19 protein-coding genes are annotated in these 25,736 nt (G+C 66.4%); 7 read left to right on the top strand and 12 right to left on the bottom strand.

Annotated elements, in window-relative coordinates:
• Window positions 1-35: 35 nt before the first annotated feature.
• A complete protein-coding gene (locus H9529_RS07080) occupies window positions 36-1,019 on the bottom strand; it encodes a TRAP transporter substrate-binding protein (protein ID WP_223814324.1) in 984 nt (327 codons plus the stop codon).
• A gap of 354 nt (window positions 1,020-1,373) precedes the next feature.
• Window positions 1,374-2,792, bottom strand: coding sequence for an amidase (locus H9529_RS07075; RefSeq protein WP_092887863.1), 1,419 nt, complete (start codon window positions 2,790-2,792; stop codon window positions 1,374-1,376).
• 169 nt (window positions 2,793-2,961) lie between these two features.
• Here H9529_RS07075 and H9529_RS07070 point away from each other — a divergent pair, with 169 nt between their 5' ends.
• On the top strand, window positions 2,962-4,251 hold the full coding sequence (locus tag H9529_RS07070) for a hydantoinase/carbamoylase family amidase (protein WP_092887866.1): 1,290 nt from the start codon (window positions 2,962-2,964) through the stop codon (window positions 4,249-4,251).
• A gap of 326 nt (window positions 4,252-4,577) precedes the next feature.
• On the opposite strand, the gene H9529_RS07065 is transcribed toward H9529_RS07070, so the two are convergent.
• The 4 genes from H9529_RS07065 to H9529_RS07050 all read right to left on the bottom strand — a co-directional run bounded on the left by H9529_RS07065 (window position 4,578) and on the right by H9529_RS07050 (window position 11,242).
• Entirely contained in the window at window positions 4,578-5,423 is an 846-nt protein-coding gene (locus H9529_RS07065) for a MurR/RpiR family transcriptional regulator (RefSeq protein WP_092887871.1), read from the bottom strand.
• A 317-nt stretch (window positions 5,424-5,740) separates the two neighbouring features.
• Window positions 5,741-6,823, bottom strand: coding sequence for a DMT family transporter (locus H9529_RS07060; RefSeq protein WP_092887875.1), 1,083 nt, complete (start codon window positions 6,821-6,823; stop codon window positions 5,741-5,743).
• Entirely contained in the window at window positions 6,820-9,363 is a 2,544-nt protein-coding gene (locus H9529_RS07055) for a PIG-L family deacetylase (protein WP_092887879.1), read from the bottom strand. Before H9529_RS07055 ends, H9529_RS07060 begins: the two co-directional genes overlap by 4 nt.
• Before the next feature lie 457 nt (window positions 9,364-9,820).
• Complete coding sequence (locus tag H9529_RS07050; protein ID WP_092887886.1) at window positions 9,821-11,242, bottom strand: ROK family transcriptional regulator; 1,422 nt, start codon at window positions 11,240-11,242, stop codon at window positions 9,821-9,823.
• Between the two features lie 315 nt (window positions 11,243-11,557).
• Here H9529_RS07050 and H9529_RS07045 point away from each other — a divergent pair, with 315 nt between their 5' ends.
• The 6 genes from H9529_RS07045 (at window position 11,558) to H9529_RS07020 (ending at window position 18,688) form a co-directional block, all read left to right on the top strand.
• Window positions 11,558-12,829, top strand: coding sequence for an extracellular solute-binding protein (locus H9529_RS07045; RefSeq protein WP_092887889.1), 1,272 nt, complete (start codon window positions 11,558-11,560; stop codon window positions 12,827-12,829).
• Between the two features lie 389 nt (window positions 12,830-13,218).
• A complete protein-coding gene (locus tag H9529_RS07040; RefSeq protein WP_092887892.1) occupies window positions 13,219-14,112 on the top strand; it encodes a carbohydrate ABC transporter permease in 894 nt (297 codons plus the stop codon).
• Between the two features lie 138 nt (window positions 14,113-14,250).
• On the top strand, window positions 14,251-15,138 hold the full coding sequence (locus tag H9529_RS07035) for a carbohydrate ABC transporter permease (protein WP_223814323.1): 888 nt from the start codon (window positions 14,251-14,253) through the stop codon (window positions 15,136-15,138).
• Complete coding sequence (locus H9529_RS07030; RefSeq protein WP_092887895.1) at window positions 15,135-16,643, top strand: argininosuccinate lyase; 1,509 nt, start codon at window positions 15,135-15,137, stop codon at window positions 16,641-16,643. Before H9529_RS07035 ends, H9529_RS07030 begins: the two co-directional genes overlap by 4 nt.
• Before the next feature lie 3 nt (window positions 16,644-16,646).
• Window positions 16,647-17,699: an ABC transporter ATP-binding protein gene (locus tag H9529_RS07025; protein WP_092887898.1), complete on the top strand. Its 1,053-nt coding sequence runs from the start codon at window positions 16,647-16,649 to the stop codon at window positions 17,697-17,699.
• Entirely contained in the window at window positions 17,696-18,688 is a 993-nt protein-coding gene (locus tag H9529_RS07020; protein ID WP_092887901.1) for a carbohydrate kinase family protein, read from the top strand. Before H9529_RS07025 ends, H9529_RS07020 begins: the two co-directional genes overlap by 4 nt.
• Before the next feature lie 154 nt (window positions 18,689-18,842).
• Here the strand turns inward: H9529_RS07020 and H9529_RS07015 are convergent, their stop codons facing one another.
• From H9529_RS07015 to H9529_RS06990, 6 genes are all read right to left on the bottom strand, one after another.
• Window positions 18,843-20,144, bottom strand: a complete 1,302-nt coding sequence (locus tag H9529_RS07015) for an NAD(P)/FAD-dependent oxidoreductase (protein ID WP_092887903.1) — start codon at window positions 20,142-20,144, stop codon at window positions 18,843-18,845.
• The gene (locus tag H9529_RS07010; protein ID WP_092887906.1) at window positions 20,141-21,496 is read right to left on the bottom strand and encodes a glutamine synthetase family protein; all 1,356 of its coding nucleotides are present in this window, start codon (window positions 21,494-21,496) and stop codon (window positions 20,141-20,143) included. The genes H9529_RS07015 and H9529_RS07010 overlap by 4 nt, the downstream gene beginning before the upstream one ends.
• 50 nt (window positions 21,497-21,546) lie before the next feature.
• Window positions 21,547-22,269: a type 1 glutamine amidotransferase gene (locus H9529_RS07005; protein WP_092887909.1), complete on the bottom strand. Its 723-nt coding sequence runs from the start codon at window positions 22,267-22,269 to the stop codon at window positions 21,547-21,549.
• A 291-nt stretch (window positions 22,270-22,560) separates the two neighbouring features.
• A complete protein-coding gene (locus H9529_RS07000) occupies window positions 22,561-23,895 on the bottom strand; it encodes a glutamine synthetase family protein (RefSeq protein ID WP_092887912.1) in 1,335 nt (444 codons plus the stop codon).
• Between the two features lie 3 nt (window positions 23,896-23,898).
• Window positions 23,899-24,750, bottom strand: a complete 852-nt coding sequence (locus tag H9529_RS06995; protein ID WP_092887915.1) for an ABC transporter permease subunit — start codon at window positions 24,748-24,750, stop codon at window positions 23,899-23,901.
• A gap of 10 nt (window positions 24,751-24,760) precedes the next feature.
• Window positions 24,761-25,645 (bottom strand): ABC transporter permease, encoded by an 885-nt coding sequence (locus tag H9529_RS06990; protein WP_092887918.1) that lies wholly within the window; start codon window positions 25,643-25,645, stop codon window positions 24,761-24,763.
• Window positions 25,646-25,736: the final 91 nt, after the last annotated feature.

The following is a 25,736-nucleotide window of genomic DNA, read 5'->3' as shown; positions in this document are numbered from 1 at the left end:
GTGGGGCGCCCAGAAGGCACCCCACCGGGCCTTGATCACTCGATCCCCAGCGCGGCTTTGGTCGCTGTCACCATGTCGGCGCCCGCAGTGTCCACGAAGGTCGGGCTGTCATAAAGCGGCAGGGCTGCGGCCTGGAAGGCGGGGAAATCAATCGCGTTGATCGCGATCTTGTCGGCAAGTTCTGCCACGACAGTCTCGTCCGTCGCATCGCCCCAGTCGAAGGTCCAGCCGGCCATGTCCGCCGCAATCGTCAGCAGTTCTGCGCTGACCTCGGGGTCCAGCCCGGCCAGGAACGGCTCGCCAAACAGCAAGAAGGTCGGCAGATAGACGTGGTTCGACATCGACATATAATCTTGCACCTCATAGAGGCGGGCACTTTCAGTGATCTGCGCGGGGTTCTCCTGCCCGTCCACCACGCCTTGATCCAGCGCGGAATAGACCTCGCCAAATGACAGCGGCGTCGCATTGGCACCCAGCGTGTTGAACATCTCGACCCGCTGGCGGCTGGTGGGCGTGCGGATCTTCAGACCTACCAGATCCTCAGGCGTGACAATGGGCCGGACCGAGTTGGTGATGACCCGGAACCCGTTGTCCCACAGCGCCGCCAGCCGCATGCCGTTGCCAGCGAACCCTTCGGCCAGCATATCGCCTGCCGGGCTGGCGGCGAAGGTCTGCACAGCGGCGCGGTCGGCGAAGAGATACGGCAGATCGAAAATTGCGGCGCGCGGGTTGATCTGCACCACGGCCGAAGCCGACAGCGATGCGTGATGCGTGCCAAAACCAAGGCCCTGCAACACATCTTCTTCCGAACCCAGGGTGTTGCCCATGAAGATTTGCACATCTACCTGATCGGGCAGCGCGGCCTCGACCCGCTGTTCGTATTCAGTCAGGAAGACATGCGCGAAAGACCCGTCGGGCAGCGAGCTGTTGATTTGCAAGACGGTCGGATTGGCCAGCGCCATTTGCGGCAGGGCCATCCCCAGGGTCGAGGCCAGGGTAAAGCGTAGGAACGTATTCATAAGGCGTCCTTTCATGGTGAAACTCAGGAATCGTGCGTCTGGTCGTGGCAACCCGGTCGTGCGGGTCGTGATGCGGCGGGGGGATGTCATGTGGGCCGTGGTGTCCGCCTGTAAAAAATGATTTTCATGAAATCGAATTTATGAAAAAGAATTTTTGTGCGTTGGCGCGCCGAAAAGATGTTCTTGCAAGTTTTCGGGTCAGTGGTGCGCGCCGTGCATAAAACTTGCGCGCTGTGAAAAGCGTCGGCGCCCGGTATGCCGCGCCTGGGCTTCAGTATCGCATTGGTTCCGCATCGCGTTTGGACCCCCGATTCCCGTTTGGACAGCGTTTCCCACAAGAGGCCCCGAATCCCCTCAGGCCCCGAATCGCGTGGGCGGCAGCGGCAGCGGGACCGCGCGCTGTATGCATTGCGCCAGGCCCAGCAGTAGCGGCTCGGAAAAGCGCTTGCTGATCAGTTGCAGCCCCACGGGCAGCCCGTCAGCATCAACTCCGATGGGCACCGACAGCGCGGGCAGCCCGGTCAGCGTGACCAGATAGGTCTGTGCCAGCCAATCCACGTAACTGTTCAGCGGACGCCCGTTGATCGCAGTCGGGTGGTTCACCGTGACCGGGAACGGCGGCACCGGCACGGTCGGCGTGGCGATCACATCGCAGGTCTGCAATGCCTCCATCATCCGCTGCCATGCCACCTTTTGCTGCGCGCGCGCCTGCGCGATCTGCAGCGCGGTGATCTTCAGCCCGGCCTCTATATTGCCGCGCAGCGCGGGGTTCAGGTCGTCCAGCCGCCCAAGGGTGTCGTGGTAATTGCACACCATCCAAAGGCCACGCAGCCGCAGATAGGCGTCGTTGGAATCCGCCAGCGACAGGTCGGTCGTCGCAACATCCACCCCGGTCACCGCCGCGGCCTGCGCCAGCCCCGCCGCGCAGACCTGTGCCACGCCTGTGTCTATGCCCCGCCCGGCCAGATCAGGGGTGTAGCCGACGCGCAGCCCATGCGCGTCGAACTGCGCCACCCAGTCGGGCAGGGCACCTGGCGCCATCGGCCAGTCGGGCGGGGTAGAGATTGCCGAGGCATCCTCCACCCCCGTCAGCGCGCCCAGCATCAGTGCCACATCGGTAGCGGTGCGCGCCATCGGCCCGTTGACCCGCCCCATATCCCAGGGCTGCGCCACCGGGGCGCTGGCGATGAGGCCCGCCGTGGGCCGCAGCCCGACCAGCCCGCAAAAGCTGGCAGGCGTGCGCAGTGAGCCGCCAAAATCTGTCCCCTCGGCCAGCGGCACCATATGGGCGGCCAGCGCCGCCGCGCCGCCCCCGGTGGACCCGCCTACGGTGCGCGTGGTGTCCCATGGGTTCACGGTCGCACCAAACAATTCATTGCGCGTATTTGCCCCGGCGGCGAATTCCGGCGTATTCGTCTTGCCGATGACAATTGCCCCGGCCCCGCGCAACCGCTGCACGATCGCGGCGTCATGGTCGGGCACGTTATCCGCCAACAGGCGCGAGCCGAAGGTGGTGCGCAGCCCCTGCGTTTCGGTCACATCCTTGATGCCCACCGGCAGCCCGGCCAGCGGCCCCCAGGTATCGCGCGGCGCGGCGTCCAGCGCCAGCGCCTGCGCCAGTGCCGCATCAGGGCAGAGCGTTACGAACGCGTTGATCGTGGGGTTGGCACAAGCGATCTGGTCCAGATGCGCCTGCACAACCTCGACACAGCTCCAGTCGCCCGCGCGCAACCCGCTGCGGATTTCAACGGCGGTTTTTGATGTGATCTGCATGAAGACTGCCCTTTCTGCGCCTGTTTGACAGGCATGGGCTATCGGAAAACATTTTTTCTTGATGCGTAAACTGGAAAAATGGATTTCACCGCTTGTCCGGCCACGACCGCCTGCCTAGCCTGCAAAACAGCCCAAAAATCCGCCACTCCTGCAAGCCGCCGAGGTCCCCATGCGCCCACAAACCGCCACACCAGAAACCGCCACACCGGAAATGGTCCTTGCCGCGCGCCTGTTCTCGGATCTGGCCACCCAGACCGCCGATGCGCCCGGCGTGACCCGTGCGTCCTTTGGCGAGGGCGAGGCCATTGCCCATGCGCTTGTTGCCGACGTTGCCCGGGCGCGGGGGCTGGAGGTCTCGACCGACATCGCGGGCAATCAATACATGACATGGCCCGGGCGGGACCGCCGCGCGCCGCGCATCTTCATCGGCTCGCATATGGACAGCGTCAATCATGGCGGCAATTTCGATGGCGCCGCGGGCGTGGTGGCGGGGCTCGCGGCCGTGTCGGCGTTGCAAGATGCGGGTTTCACACCTGCGCAGGACATCGTCATCATGGCCATCCGCGCGGAAGAGCTTGTCTGGTTCCCCACCCCTTATTGCGGCAGCCGCATGGCCTTTGGCCTCCTTGACCCGGCGGAATATGACGCGGTGCGCCGGTCGGACACCGGGCGGACCCTCGCTGATCACATGCGCGCGCAGGGCTGCGACCCCGATGCCCTGCGCGCGGGCGCAAAGCCGCTGGACCCCGCGACCATCGCCCATTTCATCGAGGTGCATATCGAACAGGGCCCGACGTTGGACCTGCGCGGCACCCCTGTCGGCGTCGTCTCGGGCATCCGGGGCAATCTGCGGTACCGGCATGGCCAGATCACCGGGCGCTATGCCCATGCAGGGGCGGTTGCGCGCGAATATCGCCACGATGCGGTGCTGGCGGGGGCCGAGTTCGTGCAACATCTAGAGGGGATCTGGGACCGGCTGGTCGCCACGGGCGATGATTTTGTGGCCACTGTGGGCGAGTTCTGGACCGACCCCGCCATGCACGGCATGACCAAGGTGCCGGGTATTGTGCGCTTCACCATGGATCTGCGCAGCCTCAGCAACGCCGTGCTGCTGGCGGTAGATACCGAATTGCGGGCCGCTGCCGCCCGTATCGGTGCGCGCCGTGGCGTGACGATTGACCCCGGCCGCTTCACCAATGCGCCCCCCGCGCTGATCGACCCCGCGCTGGTGGCGCTGTTTGAAGGTTCTGCACGCGCGCTCGACATCCCCGCGCTGAAACTGCCATCCGGCGCGGGGCATGACTGCGCGACGTTCTCGTGGCAGGGCGTGTCTTCTGGCATGCTGTTCATCCGCAACCAGAACGGCAGCCACAACCCGGATGAGGATATGCAACTGCCTGATTTCGCGCAGGCAGTGCAGGTGCTGACCCACGCGCTGCGGCAACTGGCGGGCGGGTGATGGAGCGCGGGTGACGGAGCGCGGGTGACGGGGGTCGGGTGACGGGGGGCGGGCGCCGAAGACGGCATAGGGGCAAGGCCGTCGCCGGAAATCGCGCCGCGCCACGCGTGCCGTGGGGTCTGGCACGGGCCGCGCATTAGGTCTTCGCCCGGGAAACCCAGCGACATCACAGGCGGCATGGCGGCTATTGCGCGGCCCGCTTGGCGCTGCGCGCGCATCAGGATGTGGCGGCGCTGCCCTGCGCACTTGCCGCGCCATCGGGTGGGATCAGGAAAGCTCCCTCAGCGTCCCACGCCAGGACCCGCCCGCCGCGAAAGCCAAAGCCGTCAGACTTCGTCGAGCGAGTCGTGAATCGCCTCGATTGCGCCCATCCGCTTGCGCCCGCCTGCGCCTGCCTGCGCGATCACCCGTGTCGCCAGCACATGGCATAGCGTGATCACCGCTGCGTGGTTGAACAGCGGCCCAGGGGACGCGGTTTCGCACTGAAACCGCCAGGTGAAGGCCAGATCGGGCAAGGTGTTCGCGTCGTGGATATAGGCCACGCTGGCACCGCTGCCGACCACATGGGCCAGCGCCTGCGGCAGTTTGCTGACCGTGCGCCGCAACCCGAAGGCCACCACGCAATCTTGCGCGGTCATGGCCGCAATCGCCTCGCCCAGCGTTTCGCCACTGGCGGGGATGACCGAGATATTCGGGATCGCCTGGAACATCTGCCATCCCAGGTATTGCGCGAAAGCATGCCCGCGCCGCGTGCCCAGCAACCAGACGCGGCGCGCCCCCACGATCTTGCGGGCCAGCGCGTCGATCTCGGCTTCGGTTATCAGGCGGAAGGTCTGTTCGATATCGGTCTGCGCCTGCGTGACATAGGCGGGGATATAGTTCTTGCTGTCGGCCCGCCCGGGCGACACGCGGAACAATGACGCGCCCGCCTGCTTGTTGGCACGCACGTCCTGACGTGCCGCTTCAAAACTGGCATAGCCGATCTTGCGCACGAACCGTGTCACCGTCGCGTTCGAGACATTGGCCAACCGCGCCAGTTCGGTGGCGGAATAGCTGGCCAGTTCCCCGGGGAAGTTCAGCACCAGCTCGGCCAGCCGCCGCTCGCTTGGATGCAGGGTTGGCAACGCCTCGCGGACGCGGGTGGTGAACAGGGCCGAGTGTTTTTCGGGCATCGGGACTTTTCGGCTAGGGGCATTGGGGCAGCGGGTCGGGTAACGGGGTGCGTGGCACAGGGTGGCGGGCAGGGCTGTCGGCGGTCTTGGTGGCCGGGGCCGTCGGGCCGCCGGGTAGCGCCCCGGTAGAATACAGCCTGCGCCCCCCGCTGCAAGGGCATGAGGGCATGGGGCGGGGTTGCTGGTGACGGGCCCCCGCGCCTTGCGCCGCGCGTTCCCGCCGGGCCGCTTCGGCCTCGTGTCACTTCCGGCCTTGTCGGGTGTCTCCCCCTCCAGATGCCGCGCGGTCAGGTCTTGCGCGGCCAGATCTTGCGCGGTCAGATCTTATGGGGCCAGAACTTGCGGGGCCAGATCTTGCGAGGCAGCCCGCTGATGCTCAGCGTTGCCAGCACGATCAGCCCGGCGCCCAAGGCCATGGCGGGGGTCGGCACCTCGTCAAAGACCAGATACCCGACCAGGGTGGACAGCACCAGCGAGGCATAGGACAGCGGCCCCAGCACCCCCGCTTCACCCCAGAAATGCGCCCGCAGGAAACAAAACTGCGCCGCTTGCGAAAATACGCCGACCCAGATCAGCACCCGCCAGCCGTCGCCCAGCGGCACCCAGAACCACAGCGCCAGCGGCAAGGTGAACAGCGCCAGCCCGGCGGTATAGGTCAGCATCATGATAAGCGGCGGCTCGGCCCGCATCTTGCGCGTCACGATGATCGCGCCGGTGCCTGCAAAGACCGTGACAAACAGCGCCAGCACGCCGGGGTTTGCCACCATCCCCGCTGGCTGCACCGCGATCAAGACGCCGACCAGCCCCACCGCGCCCGCCAGCCAATGGGTGGGGCGGATCACCTCGCGCAAGATCAGCGCGGCCATGACCATCATGACCACGGGCCGCGTGAAGTTGATCGCGGTGAACAGCGCCAGCGGCACCTTGGCAACCGCAAAGAAGCTGGAAGTCAGGGCGACGGTGCTCAGCATCACCCGCAACAGGTGCAACCACGGCTGGCGCAGCCGCAGCGCGCCCTGCGCGCCTGTCAGCCCAAGGGCGCGCCCCGTTCCGACGCCAGCACCCGCACCTGTGCCGACTGCCCCCCCCAGCCGCATCGCGGCGCCTGTGCCCCGGTCGGTGCCAGCACCGCCCGTGCCTGCGGCTTTGCCATCGTCAGGATCGTCAGCGCCCTGCAATGCCTGCGCCCGCGCACGGTACACCGCGCGCGCCACGAAGGGGATCAGCAGCACCAGCCCGACCGCCGCGCGGATGAACACGATCTGCGCGGCGCTGAAATCCGCACCCATTGCCTTGACGATGGTCAGCGCCCAGATGTTCAGCGCCATATCCGCCAGCAACCACCCTGCGCCGCGCAGGTTGTTGCGCGCAGGACCCGGGGGCGGCGGGGCGTTGCTCATCGCGGGGCGATCATGTTGGCCATCAGCCGGAAGGCGCCGGGGATCAGCGCCTCCATCTGCAAATGCACGATCAGCGCGCAATGGGTGTGGCGGCCCGCGCCGATCTCGGCCGAGACGAGCGCGCCGTGATGTGGGGCCTCGCCGTGGTCGGCCATCTCCAGCAGCGGCGTGTAGGCCGCATCCCAGCTTTTCGCGAAATAGAGGCCGCGTTCCTTCACCCAGCCGTCCCAGTCCTGCGGCCCGATGGGGTTTGGCCCGGTCAGTACCGGATGATCGGGCGCGAGGTGGCGCACCAAGGCCCCCTCATCCGTGACGCGGAACCGCAGCGAGGGCTTGCCGATTTCCAGCGGCGCGGGCGCGGTGCGCGTGGCATCCCAGTTATCCCACGGGCGGTGGTACAAGGTCAGAAGCGTGCCGCCCGCGTGCACCCAATCGTGGACCGCAGGCATCAGCCCGGCCAGCGCGCGGCGGAAGCGCAGCGCGAAAATCCCGATCACCAGCGCGTCACAGCGCGCCAGCGCGGCGGGGGTCAGGCCCGCATCGTCCAGCGTCACAACATCGACTCCCATGGCGCGCAGCCAGTGGTCCGCCCGGTCATTGCCGCCGCCGATGTAGCCCACACGCAGCGCATCTTGCGCGCGGCCCAGGGGCAGCGCCACATCCGCCACCCGCAGCCGCAGCAGGGCAGGGGCTGCGCGCAGGCGCGGGCCGGTATGGGAATAGTCGATGCGCGTGACGCTCTGCGCGGGCACGCCGTCCAGTGTGACCGGCAGCGCCCAAAGACCGGGTTCGGGCCGCGCGGGCGGGATCAGGCGCAGCCCGTCAGGCGCAGGTTCAGAAGCCGGGGCTGCCGCGACGGACGGGGTGCCGGGGGCCGCCCCCTCAGCCCCGGTATCGCGCCCTGCATCTGGCGTGGCGACCGGCCCGCGCAGCGCCCAGCCCTCAGGCAGGGACAACGCTGCCCCGTCGCTCAGATGCAACGTCACCGGCGCGGCGGCGCGGCTGTTGACGAAGACGGCGGCCGGGGCAATCTCGGCCTCAACCTTCGGCAGCACCAGCAAGCGGCGCTCGGTGGGCAGGGTCATGAATGTCTTGACCGGCACGGCCCCCGCACCGGCGCTGAGGGTCAGGCGCATGTTGACCGGACCGGCCGCGCCGTCGGGGCTGTAATGTGTCGGGTAAGGATCGGCGGGGGGTGCATCACCGGGGATGTGGATCTGCGCCCGCACGCCTGTCCCGCGTCCCGTCCCGCCTTCGGACGCGACATTGGGGCTGCTGGTCGCGCCATTTGCCTGCGTCCCGTCGGTTTCCACCCGCCAGCCCGGCGGCAAGTCCCAGTCCAGCCGCGCCTGCACCGGCGCGCCGTCGGGAAGGTGCAGCGAGAGCTGGCCGGTGACCGCGCTTCCGGGGCGGGCGAAATCCACGCTCAGCCGCCCCTCGGCCCGGATGCCTGCGGCCAGCATCAGCACGCGGGCCAACGCGGCCTCATGCCGGTCCAGCCGGTGGAGGACCTGACCCGATGCGGCAGCCGGACAGGCGGCGCGGGCGGCATGCAGCGCGCGCAGCGCGTCCAGTGCCCGCAGCGCAACGGCCTGCGGATCGGGATAGGCCGCGACAGTCGCAGCCAGCGCCGCATCGAGGTCCGCGAAAGCACCGGCCCCCGGCACAAGGTCAGCATAGCTGCGCGCCAGATTATCGGTGATCGCGCCTTCCGCGTCTCCATCCGGCCCAACGAAAGTGCGCGCCAGATGCAGCGGCCAGCCCGCAGTTTCCGCCGCGCCGACCCAGCGGCCCATGCCCTGCGTGGCGTGGAAGACGCGGGAATGCTGGCCGATCTCGGCCCATGTCCAGCCCGAGGGCCCTTCGACCCCGTGCCCCGGCACGCGTAGCGTTTCGGGCGGTGGCGGCAGGTCGTCATCATAGGCGTCCCCCGCGCCAGACCACGCAGGCAAATAGAGCTTTGCCACCTGCCAGGGCGCGCCCGCTGCCTCAAAGGCCGGGTCGGCGGCGGCATCCATCACTTCATGCGCGGCCTGCGTCATGGCGCGGTGGTGGCCGTGCTGGCCTGGGATGTCGAGGAACGTCGGGCAGATGATGTCGGGCCGGTCGGCGCGGATGATCTCGACAAACCTGCGCAGGGTGCGGGCATGGTCCCATTTGCCCAGCGTCTCCACCCCGGATTTCGAGAAGCCAAAATCGGTGATCGTGTCGTCGGGGCCTTCTGACAGCCAATACATCGACAGGTTCAGCACATCGCAGGCGCGCTCCATCTCGGCGGTGCGCAAGGTGCCCAGATCGGCCCCGGCCTCGCGGCCCAGATCGTTCTGGCCGCCTTCGCCGCGGGTGGAACAGGCATAGGACAGGCTGATCCCGTCACGCAAGGAAAGTGCGGCCAGCATCGCGCTGGTCTCATCATCGGGATGCGCGCCGGTGTTCATGAACCGCACCAGCCCCCGCAGGGGGTGCAGGGCACGCCACAGCGTCAGGGCGCGGGGCGCGGTCACTTGCAGGGACAGGCGGGCGGCGTCGGACAGGGGCATGGGCAGGGCCTTTCAGGTTTATGGGCGTGTTGGCGCGGGGAAGGGGCATCAGAAGGGGCGGGCGCTCAGCCCGATGACCGCCGGGGACACAGGCAACGGCGACGACGCCCGCGCGGGTGGCAAAGGGCGCGCCGTACGCCAAATTGCGCGCAAGAAGGTGCAGAATGCTGCGTGCAGGATGCTGCAATTCGGGCAGGGCCGTCCGGGCCGTGGTCGCCTGCGGAACCTGCGCTGAAAAAGCGCGGGCCGAGCGACAGGGGTTTGACAGACCGGCGCCGTGAAGGCGCGCGCCAGATCCAAATGCCCTGCCGACAATATACCGCACACTCGAACCGAAGCTGCGCGACATCGGATGGGGCAAGGGCGATCTGGCGGGGGGCAAACCGATGCCGCGCGCGGCGATATCCTGCACAGCGCGGGCCGGGTGCGCGGCCCTGAGGGGAAAGGCCGACGCCCCTCACAGCGCGGAATCCAGCCGGGGCGTCACCACGTCATGGATGATGAGGGCGGCGCCTGCCAGCGCAGCGGTCAGCACGCCTGAAGTGCCGCGCTGCACCCTTGGTGCCTTGCGCGCGGCGCGGCGCGCAACCGATCCGGGCGGCAGCACCAGCCGGGCGATCAATGCGTCCAGGATCGCATCGGGCAGGGCGCCCGCCAGGATCACCGTGTCGGGGTCCAGCAGGTTTTCCAGCATCCCGATGGCGCGCGACAGGGCAGCGGCACCCGCGTCCAGCCAGGCCAGCAGCCGGGGATCGTGCGCTGCCAGCAAAGCCAGTGCGACCGCATCGGTCTGGTCCTCGGCCATGGAATCGTCTGCCAGGATATCATCGGGCGGCGCGTCATCGGGCAGATCCCCCCCGCCCAGCCGATTTTCGGCCCGTGCGCCCTGAGGCGTCTGCGCGGTACCGGCGGGGCGTTCGGAGGGCGGTGCCCCCCCCGTCGACCCTTCGCCGGTGGCGGCCGCCAGGGGCAAAAGCCCTGAGGCCGAAGGAGGTCCCGCACCCGGCCCCTCGGACGCCGGGTCAGGTACAATCATCCCCTGCGCCACCAGGAACCGCCGCAACGCCATGCGGCTGACGTATTGCTCCAGGCATCCCCGGTTGCCGCAGGCGCACAGCGTTCCGCCCGGCGTCACGATAACATGCCCGATCTCGCCCGCGTTGCCCGAGCTGCCGCGCAAAGGCTGGCCCTGCGCCACCACGCCCAACCCCAGCCCCTTGCCGAAATAGAGCACGCAGAACCCGTCGAGTCCCTGCGCCGCGCCGCGCATCCCCTCGGCGATGGCCGCCGCCGTGGCGTCCTTTTGCAACAAAACCGGCATGTCCAGCGCGGCGCTAGCCTGATCCGCCGCCGTGATTCCGTCCCAGCCGTGCAGCACGGTCTCGCCTGCGGCACTCAGCCCTTCAACACCGAAGGGGCCGGGCACCACCAGGCCCGCGCCCATCACCGGCCCCGGCGCGGCGCGGCGCGCGGCCTGCGCCAGCGGGCGCATCGCCGCGAAAACCGTCGCGGGGTCCGAATCGGTCAGCGTCACCTGCCGGGTCATCAGCAATGTGCCGCCCAGATCGCTCAGTGCCATGATCAGCACATCGGGCCGCACCTCGAAGCCCAGCGCGGCGCCCCCGGCGGGGTTGAAGCTGTACTGAACGGGGGGCTGCCCCCGTTCGGTACGCCGTCGGCCCGTGCGGATCACCAGCCCCTCGCGCTCCAGCTCGGCGACCAGATTCGATACGGTCTGCGTGCTCAGCCCGCTGGCGCGTGCAATTTCGGCGCGGCCTGCCTGCGGGGCGTTTTGCAGGTACCCCAGCACGACGCGGCGGTTGTGAACGCGCGAACGCTCGGCGTTGTTGCCTGCAATCTGCCCCCCGCGATGCTGCACGTCGCCCCCTTAACTCAAATGGTGTGAATTAACTATTGATCTTTGAGCGAAGTCCGTCAACCATGACATCACCAAACAGCTTGCGCCCGCTGCGGTCCGCGCCGCCCCTCTTCGGGAATCGGCCCGGGCAAGGTTGGGGCGCAGCGCAGTCACGGCCCGGGAGGGGAGGCCCGGCCCCAAAAGAACGAACGGCCCCGCCAGCTGCGCCGGATAAGCGCCTGGCAAGAACGCACGGCCCAGCAGACCAAAAGCAATAAACGACCCCACAACAGCGATCGTCCGCACCGCCGGACACCCAACAGAGAGGAACGCCAGATGAAATCCCTGCAAACCAGATCCCTCAGATCCTTCGCCCTTGGTGCGACCGCCGGTCTTGCCACGCTGATCGGGGCCAATGCCGCCAGCGCGGTCGAGATCGAATACTGGCAGTATATCTTTGACAGCCGCGTCACCGCGATGAACACGCTCATCGAGAATTTCGAGGCCGCGAACCCCGACATCACGGTCAATCAATCCACCTTCCCCTATGCCGATTACCGCACCCGCGTCGCCGTTGCGATCCCGGCGGGCGAGGGGCCGGATGTGGTGCAGCTGTTCTACGGCTGGCTGAACGATTATGTCGAAGCCGACCTGATCCAGCCGCTGCCCACGGATACCTTCAGCCCCGAACGCATCGAGGCCGAATTCTTCCCCATGGTGCAGGCGATGGAGATGGACGGGGCCTACATGGCGCTGCCGACCGCCGTGCGCAGCCTTGCGCTGTTCTACAACACCCGGCTGATGGAGGCTGCGGGCTTTGAAGAAGCCCCCGCCAATCTGGATGAACTGGTGTCGATGGCAGAGGCGATGACGCAGCGCGACGGGTCAGGCAACATCACGCTGGTCGGGCTGACCACCGGCATGACTGCGCAAGATCACCATTGGCTGCGCGAAGTGCTGAACCGCCAGTTCGGCGCGGTGCCCTATTCCGACGATTACCGCACCGTCACCTACAACACCCCCGAAGGCGTCGACGCGCTGGAATTCTATGCCAGCCTGGAGGGCGATGCCGGGGTCTCGGTCTCGGGCTTCATGGATGAGCCGCAGGCAGCCTTCCGCGCCGGGCGCGCCGCGATGCATATCGACGGCTCGTTCCGCATCGGTGCGCTGCAATCGACACCGGGGCTGGAATGGGGCGTTGCCGAACTGCCCGCCGGGCCTGATGGCACGCAGTCGAACTATGCCAGCTACTGGGTGAACGCGATCACCTCCAAGGCAGAGGGCGAGAAGTACGACGCTGCGGTTAAGTTCATGGAATACATCACCTCGGATGAGGCGATGCAGATCTGGCTGGAAACCGTCGGCGAACTGCCCGCCCGCCCCTCGGCCGCGCTGACGCCGGAAAACACCGCCGATCCGATCTATGGCCCCTTCATCGCCGGGCTTGAATACGGGCAAGCGACGGTCTTTGCGGATGAAAGCGCGCAGCGTCAGGTGCTGGTGGATGCGGTCAGCCGCATTCTGCTGGAAGACCAGTCGCCTGCCGACAGCCTTGCCGTGGCAGCCGAGGCCGAACAGGCGATCCTTGACGCCTACTACGCCGAATGACGGCGACCCGGCATCAGGTTGCGGGCGCGGTGACGCGCCCGCAACCCTAGTCGGTGGGGCAGGGGGCACGGTTCCTTGACCGTACCCTTTGCCCCAACAGCCGACGCGCAGAACGTGAGGGCATGCAGCCCGAGAGGTGCCCCGCGCGGGGAAATGTCCCGGTGCCCGACGCAGATCACGTGCCACCGTTATTCCGGTGGCCCAGCCTTCCGGGTATCGCAATGTGCCACGACGCCGTCGGGCGAAGACTCGCCTACCCACCCGAGCGGCCGCCCACCCGAACGCCCGCCCACCCGAACGCCCGCCCACCCGAACGCCCGCCCGCCCCAACACAACGCGCCCCGCCTGTATCCGCCACCCCGGCGACCGTCCGATCCAAGAGGTCCTGCATGAAACTTTATGACCGCCTGTCGATCAAACAAAAACAAGTCGTCTGGGCCTGGACGTTTCTGGCGGTGCCGGTGGTGTTCTATGTCGTGATCCGGTTCTACCCGACGTTTGACGCCATCGTCCTCAGCTTCCAGTCATGGAACATGCTGGAGGCGCGCCAATGGAACGGCTTTGACAACTACGCCACGCTGTTCGCCGATCCGGTATTCTGGAAAGTGTTCCAGAACACCTTCCTGTACCTCATCATTGGCACGCCCACGTCGCTGATCTTCAGCTTCCTGATCGCCTATCATCTGGACAAGACACGCTTCTTGCACGGCTTCCTGCGCGCGCTGTACTTTTTGCCCTTCCTGACATCGACCGTGGCGATGGCGTGGGTCTGGCGCTGGTTCTATCAGCCGGTGCCGGTGGGGATCTTCAACAGCTTTCTGTCGTCGGCGGGCATTTCTCAGGTGCCCTTCCTGAACTCCACCACCTATGCGCTGCCCGCGGTACTGGCCCCGGCGGTGTGGGCGGGCCTTGGCTTTCAGATCATCATCTTCATGGCCGGGCTGCGCGCCATTCCCATCAGCTATTACGAGGCCGCGCGCATCGACGGCGTGTCGAACTGGACAATCCTGCGCGAGATCACGCTGCCGCTGATGCGCCCTACCATCGTGTTTCTTGTGGTGTTCTCGTCCATCGGCTTCCTGCGGATCTTCGATCAGGTGTTCAACATGACCACCAACAACCCCGGCGGGCCGCTGAATGCGACGAAACCACTGGTGATGATGATCTACCAGACCGCGTTCAACAGCTTTGACATGGGCTATGCCGCTGCCCAGACCGTGGTGCTGTTCACCGTGCTGCTGATCGTCAGCCTGATCCAGCTGCGCCTGTTGCGGGACCGCTAGAATGACCCAATCCCGCACTTCCCGCCCCCGCACGCTCATAGCGCAACAGCGCCGCCCGGCACCGCCTGCACCATCGGTCCCGCATGGGCCGCGCCCCGCCGCCGCCGTACACTCCCCCCCTGCAAACGGACCAATGACATGACCGACACGCAGATCAAACCCTCCGCCGATGCGCTGATGCGCGGCCCCGCCGGGGGCGGCGCAGTGAAGCCCGGCCTCGATCCGGTGCGCGTCATCCGTTGGACGCTGCTGGCCATGGGCGCCATCGTGATGGTCATGCCGATCATCTACATGCTGTCGGCATCGGTAAAATACCCGCACGAGATGTTCGAGACCAACATCATCCCTGAATCCCCCACGTTCTTCAACTACGGCCGCGTGCTGGAAGACGGGCGCTTCTACCGCTGGTTCCTCAACTCGCTGGTGATCGCCACCGTCACCACCGTCTCGGCGGTGTTTTTCGACGCGCTGGTGGGCTATGCGCTGTGCAAGTTCAAATTCCGGGGCCGCTACCTTGTGTTCATCGCGATCCTCTCGACGCTGATGATCCCGACCGAGATGCTCATCATCCCATGGTACATGATGGCACGCAATTTCGGCTGGCTCGACACTTACTGGGGCATCATGTTCCCCGGCATGATGACGGCCTTCGGCACCTTCTTGATGAAACAGTTTTTTGAGACCGTGCCCGATGACTTCCTGGAGGCCGCGCGCATCGACGGGCTGAACGAGTTCCAGATATGGTGGTCGGTCGCCATGCCGCTGGTCACGCCCGCACTGTCGGCGCTGGCGATCTTCATCTTCCTTGGCAACTGGACCGCCTTCATCTGGCCGTTGATCGTCACCACCTCGCAGGAGCTTTATACGATCCCCGTCGGCCTCACGACATTCTCGGTTGAGCAATCGATCCAGTGGGAGCTGATCATGACCGGGGCGGCGCTGGCCACCATTCCGACGCTGGTCGTGTTCCTGATCTTCCAGCGCTACATCATCCGTGGCGTCGCCATGGCGGGGCTGAAGGGATGAGCGACAGCATGGCGATCACCGATACCTCCACCTTCCCCGATCCGGTCTACCGCGACACGGTGCTGGCCCCGCTGTTTGATGGCGCCAAAACACATTTTGCGGGCCATGTCCGCGCGATCAACCGCGCGCATCTGGTCATGCTGACCGAAACCGCGATCATCGCGCCGGGCACTGCCGCTACCATCGCGGGCGCCCTGCGCGACATCGACGCCGAAATCGACATCCCCGCGCTGACCTATACCGGCGCATATGAGGATTACTTTTTCCTGGTCGAGGCTGAATTGCGCGCCCGCATCGGCGCCGATACCGCGGGCGCGCTGCACACGGCCCGGTCGCGCAACGACATGGACCATACCGTGTTCAAGATGGCGCTGCGCGACCGCACCGACACGGCGCTGACGCAGGCGCTGGACCTTGCCGACGCGCTGATCGCCACGGCGGTGGCCGAACGTGACACCCTGATCGTTGCCTATACCCACGGCCAGCCTGCGCAACCCACCACCTATGGGCATTACCTTGCCGCCGTGCTGGAGGTCTTGCTGCGCGACATCACCCGCCTTTCGGAGGCCCGCGCGGCACTCGACCATTGCCCGATGGGCGCCGCTGCCATCACCACATCGGGCTTTGCGGTCGACCGGCACCGCATGGCGGGGCTGTTGGGCTTTACCGCGCCGCTGCGAAATTCTTACGGGTGCATCGCGGCGGTCGATTATGTGACCGGCCTCTATTCCGCGCTGAAACTGATGTTCTTGCATCTGGGCCGCGTGGTGCAGGACCTGCAATTCTGGACCGCGTTCGAGGTCGGGCAGCTTTATGTCCCCAACGCGCTGGTGCAGGTCAGCTCCATCATGCCGCAAAAGCGCAACCCCGTGCCGATCGAGCATCTGCGCCATCTGGCCAGCGCCACCGTGGGCCGCTGCGACATGGTGGTGAATACCATGCACAACACCCCTTTCACCGATATGAACGACAGCGAAGGCGAGGTGCAGGTTGCAGGCTATGCCGCCTTCGACAGCGGCGCGCGGGTGCTGGCGTTGCTGGCCGCGCTGATCCCGGCGACCCGCGTGCGCGCCGACCGCGTCGCTGCCAACATGGATGCCGCCTGTGTCACCATCACCGAACTGGCTGATACATTGGTGCGGGTAGAGGGCCTCAGCTTCCGGCAGGCGCATGAGGTCGCCGCCCACACCGCGCGTGCCGTTATCGCTGACGGCCAGCCGCTGGGCGCGGGGTTCACCGCCTTTGCGCGCGCCTTCACCGACCAGACCGGGCACGCACCCGCGCTGACGCAAGATGCCTTCGCCCATGCGGTCAGCGCCCGGCATTTCGTCAACAGCCGCACCCGCTTTGGCGGGCCGGCCCCCGCGCCGATGGATGATGCCCTCAGTGCGCTGCGGGTCGATGCCCATGCCCTGCGCAGCGCCCAGACACAGCGCCGCACCCGTATCGACGCGGCCACCACCGCCCGCGACACCGCCTTTGACCACTTGATGACCGGAGCTTGATCCATGGCCACCCTGACGCTGCGCAACCTTGTGAAAGCCTATGGCAAGACCGAAGTGCTGCATTCGATCAACCTGGAGGTGGCGGATGGCGAATTCGTCGTCTTCGTCGGCCCCTCGGGCTGCGGCAAATCCACCACCTTGCGCATGATCGCCGGGCTGGAAGAGATCACAGGCGGCGAGATCATGATCGGCGACCGCGTGGTGAACCACCTGGAACCAAAGCATCGCGACATCGCCATGGTGTTCCAGAACTACGCGATCTATCCGCACATGAGCGTGCGCAAGAACATCGGCTTTGGCCTGCGGACCTCCAAGATGGCGCCCGCCGACAAGGAACGCCGCATTGATGAGGTTGCGGCCCTTCTGAGCATGACCGAGCTTCTGGACCGCAAACCCGCGCAGCTGTCCGGCGGCCAGCGCCAGCGCGTCGCCATCGGCCGGGCCATGGTGCGCGACCCGGCGGTGTTCCTGTTCGATGAGCCGCTGTCAAACCTCGATGCGCAGTTGCGCACCCAGATGCGGCTGGAGATCAAGAAGCTGCACCAGCGCGTGCGCAACACCATCGTCTTCGTCACCCATGACCAGGTCGAGGCGATGACCATGGCTGACCGTATCGTCATCATGAAGGATGGCCACATCCAGCAGGTCGGCACACCTGCGGAAGTGTTCCACCAACCGCGCAACATCTTCGTGGCGCAGTTCATCGGCGCGCCCTCGATGAACCTTCTGGACGCCACTTATGCCGACGGGCAGATCCGGGCGGCGGGGGCCAGCGTGGCGCTGCCGCTGGAACTGCCCGCGGGCAGCGCGCTGACCATGGGCATCCGCCCCGATGACCTGAGCGTCGCGCCGGGCCCGGGCCTGTTTTCCGGCACCGTCAGCGTGCTGGAACCCCTGGGCACCGAGACGCTGGTCTATGTGGACATCGGCGGTGGGCATGAGGTAATCGCCAAGGCCGATGGCCGCACCCCGCCACGATTGGGCGAAACCGTGCATCTGCATGCCGATGCCGCCAACATGCATCTGTTTGATACATCGGGCGAGGCGTTGCGATGAGCTTGCAGCCTTCTGATCCGGCGCGATCTGGTCCGGCCCGCTCTAACCCCGCACCCTCGGTGCGGGGCGCGCTCAATGCTGCGCCCGCCGATACTGCTGCGGTGATCTGCACGGGGCGGCTTTATTGCGACATGATCATGTCGGGTCTGCCGGACCTGCCGCAGGCCGGGCAAGAGATCTACGCCGACAGCCTCAGTTTCGCGGCGGGTGGCGGTGCCTATATCACCGCCGCCTATCTGGCGGCCTGCGGTCGGGGTGCTGCGCTGGCCGCGATCTGGCCCGCCGATCCTTTCGCCGTCATGCTTGATACCGAACTGGACGACAGTGCCATAGCGCTGCATCTGATGGGTTCGCCCGCGCCCGGCATCGACCCGCAACTGACCGTCGCCATCGTCACCGGCGATGATCGCGCCTTCCTGACCCGTCGCGCCGGGCCTGCCGTGCCTGAAACGCTGGGCGCCGCGCTGGAAAGCCGCGACTGGCAGCACCTGCATATCGGCGAACTGGCAACCCTGGCCGAGGCACCCTGGATCGTGCCCGCCGCCAAGGCCGCCGGGATGACCGTATCATGCGACTGCGCCTGGGACGCGGACCTGCTGGCGCGCGATGATCTGCCCGCGCTGCTGTCAGGCGTCGATGTCTTCTTGCCCAACCGGGTCGAGGCCGACGCCCTGACCCGCCACGCCCCCCTGACCGACCATGCCGCGCTTGTGGTGGTTAAGGACGGTGCCTCGGGCGCGGTGGCGCATCGCACCGGCGCCGCGCCGCTGCGCCGCCCGGCGTGCGCGGGACGCGTGGTGGATACCGTGGGCGCGGGCGATGCGTTCAACGCAGGCTTCATCGACGCATGGCTCGCGGGCGTGCCGCTCGCCGATTGTCTGGACGCCGGCGCCCATACCGCCGCTGCCGCGCTGGCCCGCACAGGCGGCGCGCGTGACCTGCTGGCCATCACCCCACTGCGCCGCAAACATGTAGATGCGGCGGAATAGGGGCTTTCGGTCGTTGGCCCTGCCGCATGGGTCGGCCAAGGTGCAGCATCGTCAGTACCGGCGGGGCAACGCGGCGCTTTTCTTGATCTGCCGGGGCGGGTTCATCCCTCAGGCGCTTTGACGGCGATACGTCGTCAGAGCGCTTGCCGCCCTGCTAAATCCCCAGCCGGTCGCGCAGCGAAAACCATGTCATCGCCAGTGCCAGCAGCGGCGTGCGCGGCTTCGGCCCGCCGGGGAAGCCCGGCATGGGCAGGCGCGAAAGCAGGTCGAACCGGGCGGTGGTGCCGCCGATCGCTTCGGCCAGTACCCTGCCTGCCAATGTGGCCAGCGCTACCCCGTGGCCGGAATAGCCCGAGGCCGACCATACCCCCGCACCCGCCTGCGCGAAATACGGCAGCCGCGTCATGGTGATGGCCAGCGTGCCGCCCCATGCGTAGTCGATCCGCACATCTTCAAGCTGCGGGAAGACCTGCAACATCGGCTGCCGTACTGTCTTGATGATATCGGGGAAGCGGTAGCCATAGCTTTCGCCGCCGCCAAACAGCAGGCGGTTATCCTCGGACAGGCGAAAGTAATTCACCACGAACTTGCTGTCAGCCACCGCAACGGGGCGCGTCAGCACATCCGCCGCGCGGTCGCCCAACGGCTCGGTGCCAATGATGAAATTGTTGATCGGCATGACCTTTGCCGCGACCTGCCGGTTCAGCCCGCCCAGATAGCCATTGGCAGCCAGGATCACGTGATCCGCCGTCACGCGCCCGCCCGCCGTCGTCACCACGACAGGCGCGCCGGGGGTGACCTGCGTGACCTGCGCGTTCTCAAACACCTGCGCGCCCGCCGCGATCGCCGCCCGCGCCAGCCCCAGCGCGAAGCGCAACGGATGCACATGCCCCGCGCCATGGTCCAGCGTGCCGCCCTGATAGCCGGGCGCGCGCACGATGTCTTGCAGGGCGGCCCGGTCCAGCACCTCGACCTGATCGTAGCCATAATCGCGCGCCAGTTTTTCGGCCATGGCGTGGCTGTGGCGCACCTCGCGCGCGTGCCAGTCAGCATGCAGCACGCCGGGGCGGAAGGGGCAGTCCATGCCATGCGCGTCGATCAGGTCGCGGACCAGCGCCTTTGCATCCTGACCCATGTCCCACAGCAGCCGGGCATCGCCCGGTCCGATCATCTTTTCCAGATCATCCTGTTCCAGCCGCTGTCCTGACCCCACCTGCCCGCCGTTGCGGCCCGAGGCGCCAAAGCCCACGCGCTGCGCCTCGAGCACCACCACCGACAACCCGGCTTGCGCCAGATGCAGCGCGGCTGACAACCCGGTATAGCCCGCGCCGACAATGCACACATCTGCCCGCTTATCGCCTGACAACGCGGGCAGGGGGGCCAGTGGCGTGGCGGTTGCGGCGTAATAGCTGGGCGGGTATTCCCCCGCCCGGTCGTTGGCGTGCAGCAGATTCATACGTTCAGCAGCAGGTGTTCGCGTTCCCACGGGCTGATGACTTGCAGGAATTCCTTGTATTCCATCCGTTTCACCGCCTCGTAGACGCCGCAGAAATCCGCGCCCAGAACTTCCTGAATGGGTTTGCATTCCTCGAACAGATCCAGCGCATCGCCCAAGGTAAAGGGCAGCTCATCCTCGGCCAGATAGGCGTCACCTTTGTATTCGGCGCGCGGGCTCAATTGCTCCATCAGCCCCAGGTAGCCGCAGGCGAGCGACGCGGCAAAGCCCAGGTAGGGGTTGCAATCCATCCCCGCCAGCCGGTTTTCCACCCGGCGCGACGCGGCATCGGCAATCGGCACGCGGATGCCGGTGGTGCGGTTGTCGCGGCCCCATTCCAGGTTGATGGGCGCTGCGAAATCCGGGACATAGCGGCGGTAGCTGTTCACATATGGGGCCAGCAATGCGATGACGGCGGGAAGATATTTTTGCATCCCGGCGATAAAGTGCTGGAATTGCGGGGTTTCTTCGCCCTCGGGGCCAGAGAAGATGTTGCTTCCCGTGGCGGCATCGACGACCGAATGGTGCATGTGCATGGCGCTGCCGGGCTCGCCCTCGATGGGTTTGGCCATAAAGGTGGCGAAGCAATCGTGGCGCAGCGCGGCCTCGCGGATCATGCGCTTGAAATAGAAGATCTCATCGGCCAGCATCACCGGATCGCCGTGGTTGAGGTTGATCTCGATCTGCCCTGCGCCGCCTTCTTGCAAGATGCCGTCGATCTCCAGTCCCATCGCCTCGGCGAAATCATAGATGTCGTCGATCACCTTGCCGTATTCATCCACCGCCGACATGGAATAGGCCTGCTTGCCCGCCGCCGGGCGTCCCGACCGGCCGATGGGCGGTACGATGGGTTTCGCGGGGTCGGTGTTGCGCGCGACAAGGTAGAACTCCATCTCCGGGGCCACCACGGGCGTCCAGCCCTGCGCGCGATACAGGCCCAGGATGCGTTTGAGCACATTGCGCGGCGAGACCGAAACGGGCGCACCCTTCTGGTCATAGGCGTCGTGGATCACCTGAATGGTGACATCGGCGGTCCATGGCGCGGCAATCGCGGTGCTGAAATCCGGTGTCAGCACCATGTCGGGCTCGGTGAAGGCGCCGCCGGGGCGTTCGGCCCAGTCGCCGGTGATGGTTTGCAGAAAGATCGAATCCGGCAGGTAGAATTGCGTCTGCTTGGCGAATTTCGCGGCGGGCATTGCCTTGCCGCGCGCCACGCCGCCCAGATCGGGGACGATGCATTCCACTTCATCGGGTTTGCGTCCGGCGATGTAGGCGCGGGCGGCTTCGGGCAGTTGGTCGGTCCAGTCGGCCATTGAGTTTCCTTTGGGCGCAGCGGGGCTGGCCCGGTTCGGTGGGGGGCTGATCAGCCCTGAGCTGTGCGGGTCTGTACCGTTTGGGAAGGGGCGGCGGGCGCATGTGCGCGAAACAGCGCCGCGATCTCGTCGAAGGTCTGGCGCTGTCCTGTGTCGGTGTCGGGCGCGCTGGCGGCGGCATCGAGCAAGGTGTCGGAAATCACCCCGCGCCCGCGCGCGTCGATCAGGCGGCGCACGATGGCGCGGTCAAACTCCGGATGTGCCTGCACCGTCAGGATATGCGTGCCGTAGCGCAGGGCGGCGATGGCGCAGAACGGGTTCGTCGCCACAATGCGCGCACCTTCGGGGGCTTTGGTGACCTGATCTTGATGCCAGGCGTTCAAGCGGCGGGTGTCGCCGTTGAAGTCATAGGTTTGCGCGCCAACGGCCCAGCCGCCAGCGAATTTCTCGACCCGCCCCCCCAGCGCCTGTGCGATGATCTGATGCCCGAAACACACGCCGACCAAGGGCACGTGCGCGCCGTGTGCCTGGCGGATGAAGTCTTCCAGCGGCGGGATGAAGGCGTGATCCTCATACGCGCCGTGGCGCGACCCTGTGATAAGCCAGCCGTCGCACGCATGCACGCTGGCAGGCATCTCGCCGCCTTCCACATGCCAGGCGCTGAAGGTGAAGCCGTGGCCGTCCAGCAGGCGGGCGAAGATTTGCGGATAGGTGCCGAAATCGGCGCTGACCTCGGAAGGGGGGCGGCCGGTTTCCAGAATGCCGATATGCATGGTGTTCTCTTTGGGATTGGGACGCGGCCAACCTAGCACCGGGGCCGGGGGGGCGGCAAGGGCGGTGATGGGGGCCGCCCGCGCAGGGTGCGCGCGTTAACGTTTCGCAATGAAAACAGGCATTTAGCCCTGTTTCGCATGCGAAACACTTTGCCCCCAGCGGATTGATTCCGCAGGGTTTTCCGCCGGTTTCGCTGGAAAGTGTTTCGCAGCCCCAGCGGGGCGCGTTAACCTTTGCGCCCCGCTGCGTTGCCCCACCGCCTTGCCTCACCGGCTTACCCGCCACAGCCGTCAGACCGTATCGAGATACAGCTCCAGCACTTCTTCGGGCGAAAGCTCTTCCATGTAATGCAGTTCCTGCCGCTTGGTCAGCACCAGGTTCGAGATCAGCCCGGCGGGGAAAATCCGCGCAATTTCGGCGCTATGCTCAAACGCATCAATCGCTGCGATCCATGTGGTGGGCAGTTGCGGCAAATCCAGGCGGTAGGCATTGCCGGTGATCGGTTCGGGGGGCGTCAGCTTCCGCTCGATCCCGTCCAGCGCGGCCCCCAGCACGGCGGCCATCATCAGGTAGGGGTTGATGTCGCCGCCCGCCACCCGGTGTTCGATCCGCCGCGCCTTGGGGTTGCCCGAGGGGATGCGGATCGAGGCCGTGCGGTTCTCATAGGCCCAGCACACGCCGGTGGGGGCGTGGGCGCCGGGGGTCAGCCGGTCGTAGCTGTTGGCATGGGGTGCGAAAAGCAGCATCGAGCCGGGCATCGCCGCCAGGCAGCCTGCAACGGCGTGGCGCAAGGCGTCGGTGCCGCGCGGGCCGCCGTCGTCGAAGACATTGCGGCCCTCGGCATCGAGGACCGAGAAATGCATGTGCATCCCGTTGCCCGCCTGATCCTCGTAGGGTTTGGCCATGAAGGACGCCGCGAAACCGTGCTTGCGCGACAGGCCGCGTGTCAGCATCTTGAAGAGCCATGTGTCATCGGCGATCTTCATTGCGTCATCGTCATGCAGCAGGTTGATCTCGAACTGGCCCAGACCGGCCTCGGATATGGCGGTGTCGGCGTCGATATCCATCGCCTCACAGCCGTCATAAAGATCGGTGAAGAACTTGTCGAAAGCGTCCAGCGCGCGGAGGGCCAGCGTATCGGCCCCCGGCCGCCGCTTGCCCGAACGGGGCGACACGGGGACGCGGATATCCTTGCCGCTGTCGTCGATCATGTAGAATTCAAGCTCGGTCGCCACCACGGGCGTCAGGCCCGCAGCCTTGTAGCGCGCCAGCACGGCGGCCAGCGCATGGCGGGGGTCCCCCTCGAAGGGTTGGCCGTTTTCACGGTACATCCAGATCGGCAGCAGCGCGGTCGGCGCCTCCAGCCAGGGCATGGGCAGAAAGCCGCGTTCCGTGGGATAGAGCATCCCGTCGGCATCGCCGGTTTCAAATACCAGCGGCGAGTTCTCGATATCCTCGCCCCAGATGTCGAGGTTCATCACCGACAGCGGAAAGCGGGTGCCGTCCGACACGATCTTGCCGGCAAACCGCGCCGGGATGCGCTTGCCCCGGGCCTGACCGTTCAGGTCGGCGGCCGCAACGCGGATGGTCTTGACCTGCGGATTGTCGCGCAGCCAGTCTTGCATAAGTCACCTGATGTATTGCGGGCGGAAGCGGAACTTTGCCCGCACGGCCCTTGGAAGATGGCGGTTGAGCCGCCGGTTTATCGCACCGAACACCGCGATGATACACAGCGTCAGTCCGATGAAATACACCGCAACGATGGGATAGGGAATGAAAGGATTGTAGGTTTGGTCGGCAAAGTAGCGGGCATAGAACATTGCATCCCCGGATTGCTGCCATGCGGGAAAGCCCGAAAAGAACACCAAAGCCGTGGCATGGGCCAGAAAGATCGCCTCATTCGTGTAACTGGGCCATGCAAGGCGCAGCATGGTGGGCCAAACGATGCGGCGGAACTTGACCGCGCCGGTCATGCCATAGGCATCCGCGGCCTCCAGATCGCCCTTGGGGATGGCGCGCAGCGCGCCGTGGAAGATCTCGGCCGTGTAGGCGGCGGTGTTGAGCCACAAGACGATCAGCGCGCCGGCCCATGCCCGCGTCAGCCAGCCGGTTTCCATGGTGACGGTGGTAACGATCAGCGGGATTTCCAGCCCGGCGCGAGGCAGCAGGACCAGCGCCTCGTAGGCAAAGAAAAACTGGATAAACAGCGGCGAGCCGCGAAACAGAAAGATCACCGCCCCCGCCGGGCGGCGCAGCCACGGCGTGCGCGCGCCCTTGCCCAGCGCCAGTGCGGTGGCAAGCGCGAAGCCCGCCAGCAGCGCCAGCGCGGTGAAATAGATGTTCCACAACATCCCAGACCCGATCAGCACGATCTGATCGCACAGCGTGATGTCCAGCCCGCGCGGCAACAGCCGTTCGCCGAACTCGCGGCCCAATGCGCGCAGGGCATAGCCCTGAAAGCTTTCGGCACAGGTTCTCATGTGCGGCGTCTCATGTTGCGGCCTTTCGCAGGGCTTCGCCGCCCGCCGTGGCCTGCCCGCGTGACAGGCGGATGTTCAGCCGGTCAAACGCGCGTTCGCTGACCCATGTGAGGCAGAGGTAGAAGCACAGCACGGCGGCGAAATACCACACGCGCCAGTCGTCATGCGGATAGGTGTAGAAGGCAGCGGTCTTTGACCCGCCAAGTTCGCGCGCCCAAAAGACGATGTCCTGAATACCCAGCAAGAACAACAGCGGCGTCGCCTTGATGAGGATCATCCAAAGGTTCGACAGGCCGGGCAGGGCATAGACCCACATCTGTGGCAGCAGCACGCGGCGGAAGGCCTGACGGCGGGTCATCCCGTAGGCCTCGGCGGTTTCCATCTGGGCGCGGGGTACGGCCTGCATTGCGCCGTGCAACGTGTTCGCGGCGAAGGCGCCGAAGACGACGGCAAAGGCCAGCAGCGCCAGGGTGAAGGCATAGAGGTTGTGTACCCAGGCGGCGGCGGTCGAGGGCGGCACCTTGGCCTGCGCGCAGACCAGAAAGTCGAACCCTTGGCGCACATCTGCGTCCCAGTCGGGGCAGCGGACGTTGTGCAGCAGGTATTCCACGCCCTGATCTACGGCGATGGGTACGAACAGGAAGAACACCAGGTCCGGCACGCCGCGCACCATGGCGGTATAGCCCAGCCCCAGCCAGCGCAGCGGTGCGATGGTAGACCGCTGCGCGACTGCGCCCAGAAACCCCATGCCCAGCGCCATGGGCGCGGCCAGCCCCACCAGTGCCAGCACCACCAACACCGACCAATACATCGACAGATGCGTGGCAGACGTCAGGTAGCAGGCGAACCACGGCAGGTCCGTCAGGCTGGAGGGGTCGGTGCAGAAGGAAAACATCCCGTCTCCGGTTGGGTTGCGCAAGGGGGGCTGGCGGGGTCGGATCAACAGGCAAGGGGCCGGGCAGTCAGTGCCCGGCCCCTTGCTTATT

The sequence above is a fragment of the Roseicitreum antarcticum genome (genome assembly GCF_014681765.1).
Lineage (GTDB): Bacteria > Pseudomonadota > Alphaproteobacteria > Rhodobacterales > Rhodobacteraceae > Roseicitreum > Roseicitreum antarcticum.
This window is presented reverse-complemented; position numbering and strand designations above follow the sequence as displayed.